This is a genomic window from Streptomyces sp. NBC_00247 (assembly GCF_036188265.1).
Lineage (GTDB): Bacteria > Actinomycetota > Actinomycetes > Streptomycetales > Streptomycetaceae > Streptomyces.
In genome coordinates this window covers 6,868,683-6,885,772 of the sequence record NZ_CP108093.1, presented here as the reverse complement: position 1 = coordinate 6,885,772, position 17,090 = coordinate 6,868,683, and the positions used below count along the sequence as shown (strand labels likewise).

At 75.3% G+C, this 17,090-nt stretch carries 1 protein-coding gene and 1 pseudogene; both read right to left on the bottom strand.

Annotated features, from left to right (window positions below):
* Window positions 1-52 precede the first annotated feature (52 nt).
* Window positions 53-8,425: pseudogene (locus OHT52_RS29345) on the bottom strand (type I polyketide synthase); the annotation flags it as partial.
* A gap of 300 nt (window positions 8,426-8,725) precedes the next feature.
* On the bottom strand, window positions 8,726-16,852 hold the full coding sequence (locus OHT52_RS29340; RefSeq protein WP_328723196.1) for a type I polyketide synthase: 8,127 nt from the start codon (window positions 16,850-16,852) through the stop codon (window positions 8,726-8,728).
* Window positions 16,853-17,090: the final 238 nt, after the last annotated feature.

Here is a 17,090-nt window from a genome sequence, read left to right as displayed (position 1 = left end):
GGCCCGCCGCCGGATCCGCCGTCGGGGAAGGGGCGTCGGGCAGCAGGGTGGCGAGGTGCGCGGCGACAGCGGCAGGGGTCGGATGGTCGAAGACCAGGGTCGCCGGCAGCCGTACGCCGACTGCGGCGGCCAGCCGGTTGCGCAGATCGACGGCGGTCAGCGATTCCAGGCCGAGCCCCTTGAAGGCGTGGTCCGCGCCGATCTCCCCGGCGTCCTCGTGTCCGAGCACCTCGGCCGTCTGGCGTACCACCAGGTCGAGCAGGGCCTCGGCGCGGGCCGCGGGTGACAGGGCGGCGAACCGTGACTCCGGGCCCTGCCGCTCCCGCCGGCCCTCCTCCTCGTCCTGGCCGCGGGCGAGGCCGGAGGCCCCTGCGAGCGGCCCGGTGGCGGCCGTGCCCGCGTCCAGCCAGTAGCGCCGGCGCTGGAAGGCGTAGGTGGGCAGATCCACGCGCTCCGCCCCGCCCGCCCGTCGGCCCTCGAACGCCGGGGACCAGTCCACCCGTACGCCGCGGGCGTGGACGACCGCGGCGGAGGTGAGGAAGCGGTCGAGTCCGCCGTGGTCCCGGCGCAGCGTCTCGGTCACCGCGACATCGGCGCCCCCGGTCTCGTCCACGGTGTCCTGGATGCTGCTGGTGAGCACCGGATGCGGACTGACCTCGATGAAGACGGTGCAGCGGTCGGCGAGCAGGTCCTTCACGACGGGGGCGAACCGAACCGTCTGCCGGATGTTGCGGTACCAGTACTCCGCGTCGAGCTCCCCGGGTCCGGCGAGCGCGGCGGTGACCGTCGACCAGAGCGGGATCTCGCCCTCGCGGGGCGTGACGAACGCGAGGCGTTCGAGGAGCGCGTCCTTCACCTCGTCGATCACCGGCGAGTGTCCGGCGACGGTCGCCGCCCTGATGCGGCGGGCACGCTCGCCGCGTGCCTCGCATGCGGCGAGCAGTTCGTCGAGTGCCGCCTCGTCCCCGGCGACCACGGCGGCCGAGGGGCCGTTGACCGTCGCCACCGAGAGCCGTCCCGGCCAGGCCGCGATCCGTTGCTCGACCTCGGCGAGCGGCAGCGCCAGGGAGGCCATGCCGCCCCTCCCGACGAGCCCGGCCAGGATCAGGCTGCGCTCGACGACGATGCGGGCGGCGTCCTCCAGCGTGAGGATGCCCGCCACGCATGCGGCGGCCACCTCGCCCTGGCTGTGCCCGACCACCGCGTCCGGCCTCACGCCGTAGGCCTGCCACTGGGCGGCCAGTGCCACCAGTACGGCCCACAGGGCGGGCTGGGCCACGTCCACCCGGTCCAGGCCGGGTGCGCCCGGGACCTCCCGCAGGACATCGGTGAGCGACCAGTCGACCAGGGGTTCCAGCGCTCCGGCGCACTCCTCGATGCGCGCTGCGAAGGCCGGCGCGGTGTCGAGGAGCCCCCGCGCCATCCCGGCCCACTGCGATCCGTGGCCGGGGAAGACGAAGACCGTGCGGGTGCCTTCGGAGGCGGTTCCGCGGACGAGGTTCCCGGCGGGTTCGCTCCGTACGAGCGCGCTCAGGCCGTCCGCGAGGCCGTCGCGGCCCGCGGCGACCACGACGGCCCGGTGGTCGAAGCGCGAGCGGTCGGTGAGGAGTGCGTGAGCGGTATCGGCGGTGGCCGGGGCCCGGCCGGGACGGTCGAGCAGCTCCAGGAGACGCGCGGCCTGGTCGGAGACGGCCTGCGCGGTCCGGCCGGAGAGCACCCAGGGCAGCGGGGCGGCGTCCTCGGTGCGTGCGGTGTCGGGGGAGGCGCTCGGCGGGGCGTCCTTGGGGGCGCTCGCCTCGGGGCCGGGCTGTTCGAGGATGACGTGCGCGTTGGTGCCGCTCACGCCGAAGGAGGAGACGCCCGCGCGCAGCGGCCGGCCGTCCGCCTGCCAGGGGCGTTCCTCGGTGAGGAGGCGTACCCCGCCCGAGGCCCAGTCCACGTCGGGCGAGGGCGTGTCGACGTGCAGCGTCCGGGGCAGCACGCCGTGCCGCATGGCCTGCACCATCTTGATGACGCCGGCCACTCCGGCGGCGGCCTGGGTGTGGCCGATGTTGGACTTGAGCGAGCCGAGCCAGAGCGGCCGGCCCTCGGGGCGCCCGGCGCCGTACGCGGCCACCAGCGCCTGGGCCTCGATGGGGTCGCCGAGGGTGGTGCCGGTGCCGTGCCCCTCCACCGCGTCGACGTCGTGGGGGCCGAGGCCCGCGGTGGCCAGCGCCTGGCGGATGACCCGCTGCTGGGCCGGCCCGTTGGGGGCGGTCAGCCCGTTCGACGCGCCGTCCTGGTTCACCGCGGAGCCGCGTACCACCGCGAGCACCCGGTGGCCGAGCCGCCGCGCGTCCGACAACCGCTCCACCAGCAGCAGCCCGACGCCCTCGGCCCAGCTCGTGCCGTCCGCCGAGGCCGCGTACGCCTTGACGCGGCCGTCGGGGGCGAACGCCCGGTGCCGGGAGGTGGCGACCATCCCCGACGGCGAGGCCATCACGGCGACTCCGCCCGCGAGCGCCAGGTCGCACTCGCCCGAGCGCAGCGCCTGCGCCGCGAGGTGGAGCGCCACCAGTGAGGAGGAGCACGCGGTGTCCACCGTCACCGCGGGGCCCTCGAACCCGTACGTGTAGGAGATGCGCCCCGAGGCCACGCTGGCCGCACTGCCGTTGTGCACGTACCCCTCCAGCTCCGGCGGCAGTTCCCGCAGCCGGGAGGCGTAGTCGTTGTACATCACGCCGACGAAGACGCCGGTGCGGCTGCCGCGCAGCGAGTCCGGCGCGATCCCGGCCCGCTCGAACGCCTCCCAGGACGACTCCAGCAGCAACCGCTGCTGCGGGTCCGTCGCCAGCGCCTCGCGCGGCGAGATGCCGAAGAAGCCCGCGTCGAACTCGGCCGCCTCGTGCAGGAATCCACCGTGCTGGGTGTAGGTGCGGCCCGGCTCGTCGGGGTCCTCGTCGAAGAGGTTCTCGTTGTCCCAGCCACGGTCGGCGGGCCACGGGGTGATGGCGTCCCCGCCCTGGGAGACCAGGTCCCACAGGTCGTCGGGCGAGGCCACCCGGCCCGGCAGCCGGCAGCTCATGCCGACGATGACGACCGGGTCGTCCGCGTCCGCGGACGGGACGGTCACGGGTGCGGGGGCCGCCGGCTCAGGGTGTCCACCGAGCAGTTCGGCGAGGAGGAAGCGGGCCAGGGACTGCGGGGTGGGGTGGTCGAAGACGAGCGTGGGCGACAGCCGCAGCCCGCTCGCCGCCCCCAGCCGGTTACGCAGGTCCACGGCGGTCAGCGAGTCGAATCCGAGGTCCTTGAAGGCCCGGCCCGAGGCGATGGAGTCGCGGTCGGAGCGCCCGAGCACGGTCGCCGCCTCCGCGCGGACCACATCGGCGAGGAGCTCCTCGCGTTCGGCCGCGCCGAGCGGGAGGAGCCGCGCCGCGAGGGTGGAACCCGATGTTCCGGCGGCCTGGCGGGCGACCGGCCTGCGGGTCCGTACGACGTCGCGGAGGACCGGCGGGATCTGTCCGGGCTCGGCGCCGTGGCGCAGGGCGACCGGCACGAGGAGCGCGTCGGCGGCCGCCCCGGCCGCGTCGAGGAGCGCGAGGCCCTCGGGGGTGGTGAGGGCGCGGGTGCCGTGGCGGGCGTTGCGCCGGTGGTCGGTGTCGTCCAGGTGGGCGGTCAGCTCACCGCTCTCCTCCCACAGGCCCCAGGCGAGGGAGGTCCCGACCAGGCCGTGGGCCCTGCGGTACGCCACCAGGGCGTCGAGGAAGGTGTTGGCGGCGGCGTAGTTGCCCTGGCCGGGGACACCGAGGACGCCCGCCGCCGAGGAGAACACCACGAACGCGCAGAGCGGGGCGTCCCGGGTGAGCGCGTGCAGGTTCCATGCCGCGTCGGCCTTGGGGCGCAGCACGGTGGCCAGTCGGTCGGGGGTGAACGAGCCCACGACACCGTCGTCCAGGGTCCCGGCCGCGTGCACGATCCCGGTGAGCGGGTGGGCCGCCGGGATGCCGTCCAGCACGGCCCGCAGGGCTTCCCGGTCGGCCGCGTCGGCGGCGGCGACCGTCACTTCGGCTCCGAGCGCGGTGAGTTCGGCCGTGAACTCCGGGGCGCCCGGCGTGGCAAGGCCGCGTCGGCCGGTCAGCAGCAGGTGCCGTACGCCGTGTTCGGTGACGAGGTGGCGGGCCACCAGTTTGCCGAGGAGCCCCAGGCCGCCGGTGACCAGGACGGTCCCTTCGGGCGGTCCGAAGTACCAAGTCCGCCCGGTCTGTGCGGATTCGGTCGAGGCGGGGACGAGTCGTGGGGCGTGGGCGGTGCCGGCGCGGAGTGCGAGCTGCGTCTCACCCGTGTCGAGCGCCGTCGCGAGCGCCGCCGCGAGGTCGGACGCACCGGGTGGCACGCCCTGTTCCACGCGCTCGGTGTCGATGAGCAGGAAGCGGCCGGGGTGTTCGGACTGGGCCGAGCGCAGCAGGCCCCAGACGGCGGCCGTCGTGAGGTCGGGCGACTCTCCGACGGCGGAGACCGCGCCCGTGGTCACCAACGCCAGTGGCACAGAGTCAAGTTCGGGGTGGGAGAGCCATTCCTGGACGAGGGCGAGCACCCGCTCCAGGGTCGCCCTCGCCCGCGCCGGCGGGGGTGTCCCGTCCTCGAGCCGGGGGTCGGCGGGCACTTCGTACAGGACGGGCCCGGGCAGGCTCCCGCCCGCACGGACGGCGGCGGCGGCCTCGGCGGGGTCGCGGAACCTCAGCGAGGCTTCCGGGTCCGCGTACCGGGACACGGCGCCCTCCGGCCGCAGGAGCGCGAACGGCCCCGAGGCGGGCGCGGCGAGCGGGAGCGGGGTCCAGTCGAGCCGGTACAGCGGCTCGGCGGCCCCGGGACCGGAGGTGAGCCGGGCTGCCGCCACCGGGCGGTACACCAGGGAGTCGATGGAGACGACCGGAGCGCCCGCCGGATCGGTCGCGTCCAGGGAGAGTCCGCCGTCGGCGGTGGGTGCGAGCCGTACGCGCAGGGCCGTCGCTCCCGAGGCGTGCAGCCGCACCCCGTTCCAGGCGAACGGCAGCAGCACCTCGTCCGGTCCGGCCTGCGGCGAGGCGCCGAGGGACGCCGCGTGGAACGAGGCGTCGAGCAGGGCCGGGTGCACCCCGAACTCCCCTGCCGCCGACTCCTCTTCACCGTCGAGCGCGATCTCGGCGAAGACCTCGTCGCCGAGCCGCCAGGCCGCGCGCAGCCCCTGGAAGCGGGGACCGTACGCGACTCCGGAATCAGCGAGCCGGTCGTAGAGGCCGTCCAGCGGGAGCGCGGTGGCCCCCGGCGGCGGCCAGCTGACCGGTGCGGCCTCCGACCGCGCCGGGCCTGCCGTACGGGTGAGGTGTCCGGTCGCGTGCCGGGTCCAGCCCGCGCCGTCCGCCGCGTCCTGGGGGCGGGAGTGGACGCTCACCGCGCGGCGGCCGTCCTCGTCGGGGGCGGCCACGGCCACCTGGATCTGGAGGGCCTCGCCGGGCGGCAGCACGAGGGGCGCTTCGATCACCAGCTCCTCGACCGTGTCGCGGCCCGCTTCGTCGGCGGCGCGTACGGCCAGCTCCACCAGGGCCGTGCCGGGGACGAGGACGCGGTCGAGCACCGTGTGGTCGGCGAGCCACGGGTGGGTACGGACGGAGACGCGCCCGGTCAGGAGGAGCCCGTCGCCCTCGGCCGGCCGCAGCGACGCGCCGAGCAGCGGGTGTCCGGCGGCGCGCAGGCCGAGCCCGGGGACGTCGGCCGCCCTGGCGCTCGCGCTCTCCAGCCAGAACCGCTGCCGCTGGAAGGGATACGTGGGCAGGCCGGCGAGGTCGTCCGGGGCGGACGCGGACGGACGCGGCCCGGCGAGCGCCGGGTTCCAATCGACGGCGACGCCGCGGACCTGCGCCTCGGCCAGCGAGGTGAGGAAGCGGGCCTGTCCGCCCTCTCCCCGGCGCAGCGAGCCGGTGACGACGGCTTCGGCGTCGGGGTGCGCCGCTTCGGCGGTCTCCTGCACGGCGGAGGTCAGCACCGGGTGCGGGCTGGCCTCGACGAACACGTCGTGGCCCTCGGCGAGCAGCTTGCGGACGGCCGGTTCGAAGAGGACGGTCTGCCGGAGGTTGGTGTACCAGTACCTCGCGTCCATCGTGGTCGTGTCGAGCCAGTCGCCGGTGACCGTGGAGAGGAGGGGGACTCTCGCGGCGCGCGGGGCGACCGGCGCGAGGGCGGTCAGCAGCTCCTCGCGGATCGTCTCGACCTGGGCCGAGTGGGAGGCGTAGTCGACCGGGACCCTGCGGGTGCGTACGCCGTCCCGCTCGGCGGCCGCGATGAACTCGTCCAGGGCGGTGGGTTCACCGGCTACCACCACGGCGGTGGGGCCGTTGACCGTCGCCACCGAGATGCGCCCGCCCCAGGGGGCGATGGCCGTCTCGGCCTCGGCCAGGGGCAGCACCACGGAGACCATCCCGCCGCCGCCGGAGAGCGCGCCGATGGCCCGGCTGCGCAGGGCGACCACCCGGGCGGCGTCTTCCAGGGTCAGGGCCCCGGCGACGTACGCGGCGGCGATCTCGCCCTGGCTGTGCCCGATCACCGCGTCGGGGCGCACCCCGTACGACGTCCACAGCTCCGCGAGGGAGACCATCACGGCCCAGAGCGCGGGCTGCACGACGTCCACCCGGTCGTGGTCGGGGGCGTGCTCCGCCCCGCGCAGCACGTCGGTGAGCGACCAGTTGGTCCAGGGCTCCAGCGCCCGGGCGCACGCGTCGATACTGTCGGCGAACACCGGTGCGGTGTCGAGGAGTTCACGGGCCATGCCGGTCCACTGGGAGCCCTGGCCGGGGAAGACGAACACCGTGCGGCGCTCGCCCCCGGTGGCCGTCCCCCGCACGGACCCGGGCGCGGATTCGCCCGAGGCGAGCGCGTCGAGCCCGGCGATCAACTCCGCCCCGGTGGCGCCGACGACGACGGCGCGTTCCTCGAACGCGGTCCGTCCCGCGACGAGTTCACGGACGACGGCGGCGGTGTCCGGTCCGGTGCGGAGGTACGCGGCGAGGTCGGCGGCCCGTGCCGCGAGGGCGGCGGGGGTGCGCGCGGAGAGCAGCAGGGGTACGGCGGTGGGCTCGGTCCCGTCGTGCGGCTCGCCGGCCGGTCCGCTGTCGGCGGGCGCGGGTTCGGGGGCCTGTTCCAGGATGATGTGGGTGTTGGTGCCGCTCATGCCGAAGGCGGACACGCCCGCGCGGCGCGGCTCCCCGGTCTCCGGCCACGGCCGGTGGTCCGCGAGGAGGGAGACGGCGCCCGACGCCCAGTCGACGTGCGGGGACGGCTCGTCCAGGTGCAGGGTCTTCGGGAGGACCCCGTGCCGCATGGCCTGCACCATCTTGATGACGCCGGCCACCCCCGCCGCCGCCTGGGTGTGGGCGATGTTCGACTTCACCGAGCCGAGCCACAGCGGGGCGTCTTCGGTGTGCTCCTGGCCGTAGGTGGCGAGCAGCGCCTGCGCCTCGATGGGGTCGCCCAGGGTGGTGCCGGTGCCGTGCGCCTCGACGGCGTCGACCTGCCCGGCGGTCAGGCGGGCGTCGGCCAGTGCCTGCCGGATGACGCGCTGCTGGGCGGGGCCGTTCGGCGCGGTCAGTCCGTGGGAGGCGCCGTCCTGGTTGGCGGCCGTGCCCCTGATGACGGCGAGCACCCGGTGGCCGAGGCGGCGGGCGTCGGAGAGCCGCTCGACGAGCAGCAGTCCCGCGCCTTCGGACCAGCCGGTTCCGTCGGCGGCACCGGCGAAAGCCTTGCAGCGGCCGTCCGCCGCGAGCCCGTGCTGCCGGGAGAACTCCACGAAGGTGGAGGGGGTGGTCATGACGGTGACCCCGCCGGCGAGCGCGAGGTCGCACTCGCCGGAGCGCAGCGACCGTACGGCCAGGTGGAGGGCGACCGAGGACGAGGAGCAGGCCGTGTCGACCGTGACGGCGGGGCCCTCGAACCCGAAGGTGTAGGAGATCCGTCCGGAGGCGACGCTCGCCGCGTTGCCGACGACGATGTAGCCCTCCAGGTCCTCGGGAACGGCTCCGGCCGGGGGCGCGTAGTCGTTGCCGTTGCTGCCCACGAAGACGCCGGTACTGCTCCCGCGCAGGGTGTCGGGGCGGATGCCGGCCCGCTCGAACGTCTCCCAGGCCGTCTCCAGCAGCAGCCGGTGCTGCGGGTCGGTGGCCAGCGCCTCGCGGGGCGAGATGCCGAAGAAGTCGGTGTCGAAGTCGCCGGGCGCCGCGAGGAACGCGCCTCGCCGGGTGGAGGAGGTGCCGGGGCGGTCCGGGTCCGCGTCGAAGAGAACCGAGGTGTCCCAGCCCCGGTTGTCGGGGAAGTCGCCCACTACGTCGCCGCCTTCGGAGACAAGCCGCCACAGGTCCTCCGGGGAGTCGATCCCGCCGGGGAAGTGGCAGCCCATGCCCACGATGGCGACGGGTTCCTGGCCGCCTTCCTCGGCGTCGCGCAACTTCTTGCGGGTCTCGTGGAGTTCGGCGGTGACCCGCTCCAGGAGATACCGCATCCGGCTGTCGTTCATGAATCCACCCTTCGTGCGGAGTGCCCGGTGCAGTGAAGGCCGAGCGGATCGGGCAGTGGGCCGAGCGCCCGGGGCCGGGCGGTCGGTGGTGCGTCGTGGAGGGCCGGACGCGAGGGGCGCGAGGGACCGGCTGTGGGCATGCGCCGGGGCGTGTGCCGAAAGTGGCGCCGTCCCGCCGGACAGGCGGGCCTTTCGACACATGCCCTAGGCGATGCCGAACTCCTTGCCGATGAAATCCATCAGTTCGTCGTCGGTGGCGGACGAGAGGCCTGCGGCCACGTCCCTTTCGTCACCGCCGGCCGGGCGGGGCGTTCCGTGGTCGCCCGCCGCCAGCGCGGCCAGCCGGGCCGCCGCCACCGCGCGTTCGGGTCCGCCCGGCGGCAGGGAGGCGAGCAGGGCCTCCAACCGGTCGAGATGTCCGCTGAGTTCGTGTTCCGCGGCGTCCTGCGTCCGGTCTGCCGGGGCGAGGCGCTCGTGGAGCAGCTCGGCGAGCGCGTGCGGGGTGGGGTGGTCGAATACCGCGGTGGTCGGCAGGTTCAGCCCGGTGTGCCGGTTGAGGCGGTTGCGCAGTTCCACGGTGGTGAGGGAGTCGAAGCCCTGTTCCTTGAACCCCCGGTGTATCTCGACCGAGCCGGCGGGCCTGCCGCCTTGGACCTCGCCGACCTGGGTCGTCACGAAGCGGAGCAGCAGTCTGCGGCGCTCCTGTCCGCTCGTCGCTCCGGCCAAGTCTGCGAGAAGACCGCTTTGTTCGGGTTCCTGCGGCGAGGCTGTCCCGGTGGTGGACGGTGCGGCCGTCAGCTCCGCCAGCAACGGGTGGGCGCGGCCGGCGGCGAGGGCCTGCCAGTCGGCACGGCAGACCACCAGATGGGTCTCGTCCTGGTCCAGGGCCTGTTCCAGTACGTATACGGCGAGTTCGGGCTCCATCGGGAGCAGCCCGCCGCGCGCGTTGCGGTGGGCGCCTTCGTCGCCGGCGATGCCGTCGCCCGCCCACTGGCCCCAGGCGATCGAGGTGGCGGGGAGCCCGGCGGCCCGGCGGGTGTGGGCGAGGGCGTCGAGATAGGCGTTGCCGGGGGCGTAGTTGCCCTGCCCGGGGGTGCCGGCGATCCCGGTGACGGAGGAGAAGAGCACGAAGGCCGAGAGGGGCAGGCCGCGGGTGAGTTCGTCCAGATGGCGTGCTCCGAGCGCCTTGACCCGCAGGACCCGGTCGGCCCGCTCCGGGGTGAGGGCGTCGAGCAGGGCGTCGTCGAGTACGGCGGCGGTGTGCACGACCGCCGTCAGCGGGTGTTCGGCGGGCACCGCGGCCAGTACTCCGGCGAGCGCGTCACGGTCGGAGACGTCGCAGGCGGTGAAGGTCACCTCGGCTCCCAGCGCGGTGAGTTCGTCGCGCAGGGCGTCCGCGCCGGGCGCTTCGCCGCCCCTCCGGCTGACCAGCAGGAGATGGTCGGCGCCCTTGCGGGCCAGCCAGGTGGCGGTGTGCCGGGCGAGCGCCCCGGTGCCTCCCGTGACGAGGACCGTGCCGCTCGGGGTCCAGCCGGTCGTACGGCCGCCGGGGGCGGCTTCCAGTGGTGCGGGGACGAGGCGGCGGGCGAGGAGGCCCTCGGGGCGCACGGCGAGTTCGGCTTCCCGGTGGCCCCCGGTGAGGGCGGCGGCCACCCGGCCGGCGGCGCGGGCGTCCGCGCCTTCGGGCAGATCGAGGACACCGCCCCATCCGGGGCTCTCCACGGCGGCGATCACGCCGAGCCCCCAGACGAGTGCACCGGTGGGGTCGGCCGTCCGGTCGCCGGAGGTGGCGGTCACCGCCCCCCGGGTGAGCGCCCAGTGCGGGGCCCCGGTTCCGGTGGTCTCCAGCGCCTGGAGAAGCGTCGTGGTGGCGGCCGTACCACGCGGAAGGGCGGGCAGGTCCGGGTCCGTGCCGTGGTCGAGCGGGAGCAGGGACAGCACTCCGGTCACCGGCTCGGCCGGGGCCCGCCCGGTCGCTTCCGCGAGCAGCGCGGCGAAGGTGTCGCGGTCCGCCCGCAGGTCCGCCACCGGGACCAGGTCGACGCGCGCGCCGCTGCCGGTGAGGGCCTTCTCCAGGAGCGGCGCCCAGGTGTCGTACGGGCGGTCGCCGTCGGTGGGCCCGGCCGGTACGAACAGGAGCCAGCGGGCCGGTCCTGCCGGGGGGGCCGGCTGGTCCGGTACCGGCTGCCAGCGCACCCGGTACCGCAGACCGTCGGCCTCGGCGGCCCGCCCGCGTGCGCTCCGCCAGTGGGCGAGCCGGGGCAGGACGGTGCCCAGTGCCTCGCGGTGTGCCGGTTCGAGGAGGCCGAGGGTGTCGGCGAGGGCGTCGAGGTCCTGGCGTTCCACGGGCTCCCAGAACCGGTCGTCCCCTGCGGGTACGGCGGAGGGGGCGCGGAGTCCGGGTGCGTCCGCCCAGTGGCGGCTGCGCTGGAACGGGTAGGTGGGCAGCTCCACCCGGCTCGGCCCGGTGAGGCCGAGGACGGCGCTCCAGTCGACCGAGGCGCCCCGGGTGTGGGCGGCGCCGAGCGCGGTCAGCAGGGATTCCGGCTCGGGACGGCCCCGGCGCAGCAGGGAGGCCAGGGCGGGCGGCGGTGTGGCCTCGGGACGATTGCCGAGCAGGGCCTCCTGGGTCAGCGCCGTGAGGACGGCGTCGGGGCCCAGCTCCAGGAAGGTGGTGACGTTGTCGCGTTCCAGGCGGCGGGCGACGTCGAGGAAGCGCACCGGGCCCCGGGCGTGCGCCGCCCAGTAGTCGGGCATGAGCGGGCGTTCGGGGGTGAAGTGTTCGCCGTCGAGCGCGCTCAGCAGGGGGATGCGGGGCGGGAGGTGGGTGAGGCCTTCCGCCACCTCGCCGAGTTCTCCGGTCATCGGGTCCATGAGCGGGGAGTGGAAGGCGTGGCTGGTACGCAGCCGGCTGGTGCGGCGGCCACGTGCACGGAAGCGTTCGGCGGCCGCGAGGACCTCCTTCTCCTCACCGGACATCACACTGGCGGTGGGGCCGTTGACGGCCGCTATGCCCACGGTGTCTGCCAGTCCTTCGAGTTCGGCCAGCACCTCCTCCTCGTCGGCCTCGACGGCGATCATGGCCCCGCCCTCGGGGAGCGCCTGCATCAGGCGGGCGCGAGCGACGACGAGCGCGGCGGCGTCCCCGAGGCCGAGCACTCCGGCGACGTGGGCGGCGGCGATCTCGCCGACGGAGTGTCCGGCCACCACGTCGGGGTGCACGCCCCAGGACTCCAGCAGCCGGAAGAGCGCCACCTCCAGGGCGAACAGCGCGGGCTGGGTGTACAGGGTGCGGTCCAGTTCGCCCCCATGGCCGGCGGGCGCGTCCGGGGCGCCGTGGATCACGTCGCGCAGCGGAACCGACGCGTGCCCTGCCAAGTGCACATCGAGAGCGTCGCAGTTGGCGTCGAAGGAGGCGGCGAAGACGGGGTGGTCCGCGTACAACTCCCGCCCCATGCCGACCCGCTGGCTACCCTGCCCGGTGAAGAGGAAGGCGACCCGGCCGTGGGCGGCGGCGTGGCCGCGTACTGCTCCCTCGGCCGACTCGCCCCGGGCGAGGGCGCTTACGGCGGCGCGCAGCCCGGCGGGGTCCCTGCCCACCAGCACGGACCGGTGGTCGAAGGACGGCCTCCGGGCGAGCGCGTACGCCACTTCGGCGGGGTCGGTCGCGCTCGGGCCCTCCGGTGCCTCGTCATGGTCGAGCAGCGCGGCCAGTCGGGCGGCCTGGTCCCTCAGCGCCTGCGGGGTACGGGCCGACAGGACCCAGGGGACGGGGCTGCCGGGCGCGGCCGGGGTGCGGGCGGGCTGTGGCGGGGCGGCGGGTGCCTCTTCGAGGATGAGGTGGGCGTTGGTACCGCTGATGCCGAACGCGGAGACGGCGGCGCGGCGCGGGCGGCCGACGGCCGGCCACGGGGTCTCGCGGGTGAGGAGTTCGACGGAACCCCGGCTCCAGTCGACGTGCGGCGTGGGCCGGTCGACGTGGAGCGTCCCGGGCAGCGAGCCGTGGCGGAGGGCCTGGGTCATCTTGATGACCGCCGATATGCCGGCCGCCGCCTGGGTGTGGCCGATGCTGGACTTCAGGGAGCCGATCAGGAGCGGCCGGTCCTCGGGGCGGTTCTGTCCGTAGGTGTGGATCAGTGCCTGGGCCTCGACGGGGTCCCCGAGGGTGGTGCCGGTGCCGTGGGCCTCCACGGCGTCGACGTCAGCGGCGGTCAACCCGGCCGATTCGAGGGCCTGTCGGATGACTCGCTGTTGGGACGGGCCGTTCGGGGCGGTCAGACCGTTACTGGCGCCGTCGGAGTTCACCGCGCTCCCCCGGACCAGGGCGAGCACCCGGTGGCCGTTCCGGCGGGCGTCGGAGAGGCGTTCGAGCAGGACGAGCCCCACCCCCTCCGACCAGGCGGTGCCGTCCGCCGCAGCCGCGAAGGGTTTGCAGAGCCCGTCCGGGGCCAGACCGCGCTGCCTGCTGAACTCGGTGAACATGCCCGGTGCGGCCATCACGCTCACGCCGCCCGCCAGCGCGAGATCGCATTCGCCCGAGCGCAGCGCCCGGGCCGCGAGATGGAGCGCCACCAGGGACGACGAGCAGGCGGTGTCCACGGTGAGCGCCGGGCCCTCCAGGCCGAGGGCGTAGGCGATCCGCCCCGAGGCGACGCTGACGGTCGCGCCCGTGAGCCGGTGGCCCGCACCGTCGCCGGTGGTCTCGTGCAGCCGGGGGCCGTACTCCTGCTGGGTCGCGCCCACGAAGACCCCGGTACCGCTGCCACGCAGTGCGGCGGCGTCCACCCCGGCCCGTTCCAGCAGCTCCCAGGAGGTCTCCAGCAGGAGCCGCTGCTGGGGGTCCATCGCTTCGGCCTCGCGGGGCGACAGGCCGAAGAAGTCGGCGTCGAACCGGTCGGCGTCGTGCAGGAACCCGCCCCGTGCGACGTACGATCCGCCGGGCCGGTCGGGGTCCGGGTGGTGGAGGTCCTCGGGCCAGCCCCGGTTGACCGGGAAGCCGCTGGTCGCGTCGGTGCCCGAGGCCAGCAGGTCCCAGAGCTGTTCGGGGGTGTCGGCGCCGCCGGGCCACCGGCCGGCGGTGGCGACGATGGCGACGGGGTCGTCGTCCGACGCCGCTCTCCCGGGCGGCCGTGCGACCTCCGGCGCGGCCTCCCGCCGGGACTCCGCCTCCAGGTGCCGGGCGAGCGCGAGGGGCGTGGGGTGGTCGTAGGTCAGGGTGGGCGTCAGCCGGAGCCCGCTCGCGCGGGAGAGGCGGTCGGCGAACTCCACGGCACCGAGGGAATCCAGGCCGAGCGCCTTGAACGTACGGTCCGTGTCGAGCCCGTCCGTGGAGGCGCTGCCCAGGACCTCCGTGGCGGCGGCGGTCACCAGCCGGAGGAAATCCGGGCGGGCGGCGGTGTCCGGCGCGCGTCCGACGTGCGGGAGCTCCCGGCCCGGCGTGGGCTCGTCCCGGCCTTCGGCACGGAGGGCCGGGTCCCGTACGGTGTCCGGCGCGGCGGTTCCGGCCCGCGCCGCGGTGGCGAACCGGAAGGGCCGGCGCTGGAACGCGTACGTGGGCAGGGTGGCGCGCTCCGTGCGGTCGGTGCCGCCGAAGAAGCCGGACCAGTCGGCGTCCGTACCGGTCGTGTGGAGTTCGGCGAGTCCGGTGAGCAGGGCGAGCCGTTCGGGCGTCCCGGGCCGCAGCAGCGGTACCGCGGTCGCGGTGGTGTCGCCGTCCGCCGCCAGGATGGAGCGGGTCAGCGCGGTGAGGACGTTGCCGGGTCCCAACTCGAGGTAGCCCGACACCCCTTGTGCTGTCAGCGTACGCACGGCGTCGTGGAACCGGACGGGGCGCCGGAGGTGCTCGGCCCAGTAGTCGGGGGAGGTCAGCTCGTCCGGGTCGGCCGGCTGCCCGGTCGCGTCGGAGATCACGGTGAGGGTCGGCGGGCGGAAGGCGAGACCGGAGGCGGTCCGGCGGAACTCCGCCACCGCGCCGTCCATGTGCGGGGAGTGGAAAGCGTGGCTGACCTTGAGGGCGCGGGTGCGGCGCCCCTGGGCGGCGAACCGTGCGGCGGCCTCCTCGGCCGCGTCGGCGTCTCCCGAAAGCACCACGGCCCTGGGGCCGTTGACGGCCGCCAGGGCCAGACGCCCCGCGTAGTCGGCGAGTACGGGTGCCGTCTCCTCTTCCGTGGCCTCCACCGCGATCATCGCCCCGCCGGTCCGGGCCTCGCCCATCAGGCGTCCACGCGCCGCGACGAGGGCCGCCGCGTCGGCGAGCGACAGCACCCCCGCGGCGTACGCGGCGGTGAGACCTCCGACGGAATGGCCGAGTACGAAGTCCGGCTCCGGAAGGTGTTGCCCGAGCACCCGGTGGAGAGCCGCACCGAGGGCGAAGAGCGCGACCTGGGTGTACTCGGTGCGGTCGAGCAGAGCGGCTTCCGGGGTGCCGGGCTCGGCGAACAGGATCTCGCGCAGAGGTCGTTCGAGGTGGATGTCGAGGTGGGAGCAGACCTCGTCCAGCGCCCCGGCGAAGGCGGGTACGGTGCGGTGGAGTCCGAGGCCGGCGCCGGGACGCTGGCTTCCCTGGCCGGGGAAGAGGAACGCGAGGGTTCCGGCCGCGCGGGCGCGTCCGGTCTCCGCGCCGGGGGTGCGGTGGCCCGCCGCGACGGCGTCCAGGGCGGCGAGCAGGCTCGTACGGTCGGTGCCGAGGACCACCGCGCGGTGGTCGAACAGGGCGCGTGTGGTGGCGAGAGCGTGCCCGATACCGTCGGGGGTGGCGTCCGGGTCGGCCCGTACGTGCGCGGCGAGCCGACGGGCCTGGGCCCGCAGCGCGGCCGGGTCGGCGGCGGAGAGCGTCCAGGGCAGGACGGCCTCCGCGCGGACGGATTCCTCAGGGGCGGCTTCCGCACGGGCGGCTTCCGTACCTGCGGCGGCTGTACCGGCGGCTTCCGTACGCGCGGCCTCGGTACGGGCGGTGGCGGCGGTGGTGACTCCGGCTCGGGGTGACGGGCGGACCGGCGTGGGCGGTTCGGCCAGCAGGACGTGGCAGTTGGTCCCGCCCATGCCGAAGGAGCTCACCCCGGCGATCAGCCGCCGGTCCGGGCGGGGCCAGGGGCCAAGGTGGCGCTGGACCCGCAGGCGCAGGGTGTCGAGCGGGATACGCGGGTGGGGCGTCTCGTGGTTGAGGGTCGCCGGAATCCGCCGGTTCTTCAGGCTCAGCACGGTCTTGAGGAAGCCGGCGATCCCGGCGGCGCCCTCCAGGTGGCCGATGTTGGTCTTCACCGAGCCCACGAGGAGCGGTGAGCCGGCGGCGCGGCCCACGCCGTAGGCGGCACCGAGCGCGGCGGCTTCCACCGGGTCCCCCACCGGGGTTCCGGTGCCGTGCAGTTCGACGTACTGGACCTCGTGCGGGTCGATGCCCGCTTCGTCCGCCACCAGCCTCAGCAGCTCCCGCTGGGCATCGGCGCTCGGCACGGTGAGGGCCTCGGTCGCACCGTCGTTGTTGACCCCGCTGGCGAGGATCACACCGTGGACGCGGTCACCGTCCGCGAGGGCCGCGTCCAGGGGTTTGAGGAGGACGAGACCGCCGCCTTCGCCCCGTACGTACCCGTTGGCGCGCGAGTCGAAGGTGAACGAGCGTCCGTCCGGGGAGAGTCCGCCGAAGCGGGCGGCGGCCGAGGTGCTGTCGGGCGCCAGGTTGAGGTTGACCCCGCCGGCCAGCGCGAGGTCGCAGTCGCCGTCCCGGACGGCCCGGTGGGCGAGGTGGAGGGAGACGAGGGCGGAGGACTGGGCGGAGTCGACGGTCAGGCTGGGGCCACGAAGCCCGAGGTGGTACGACACCCGGTTGGCGAGCAGGCCCCGGTTGAGGCCGGCCAGGGTGTGCCGGGTGAGCGGCTCGGCGTCCTCGCGGTGACGCAGCAGCGCGTAGTCGTACGCCATCGCCCCCAGGTAGACGCCGACCGGGGTCCCGGCGAGCGAACCGGGGACGATCCCGGCCTCTTCCAGCGCCTCCCAGGCGAGTTCGAGGACCAAACGCTGCTGGGGGTCCATCTCGGCGGCCTCGCGCGGGGACACCCCGAAGAACGCGTGGTCGAAGTGGTCGACCTCGTCCAGGAAACCGCCGGGCAGATCCTCGTCGGAGCTTCCGGCGGTCCCCCGCCCGCCCGGGGCCGCCGGGCGGCGGTCCTCCGGGAGCGGACGGATCGCGTCGGCCCCCTTGCTCAGCAGGTCCCAGAAGGAGTCGGGGCCAAGGGCTCCGGGCAGCCGGCACGCCAGCCCGATCACGGCGACGGCCCGGCCCCCGCCGTGGCCGGCACCGGCCGTGCGGTTGGCACCCTGACTGGTCGTCGTCATCGCCGAGCCCTTCTCGATCGTCGCGCGGAGCGTTGCCGGCGCTACGGGTCCCGCTTTCCGCGGTCCTGGAATTCGACGACCGGGCTGGAATGAGCCCGAGGAATTCTTCTCCGAAGGCCGCCGGAAACCCTGGTGTCGCCTCCCACATCCTTGCCCCCGAGGCCGTCCACGCCTACCCCTAGCCTCCCCCTATGACCCCCACCAACCGGTCGGCACCTGGGGTTTCACCGCCTCACCC

Excerpts from the sequence above, each read along its gene's own strand:
- OHT52_RS29340 (WP_328723196.1), bottom strand. The coding sequence starts at position 16,852 with ATGACGACGACCAGTCAGGGTGCCAACCGCACGGCCGGTGCCGGCCAC.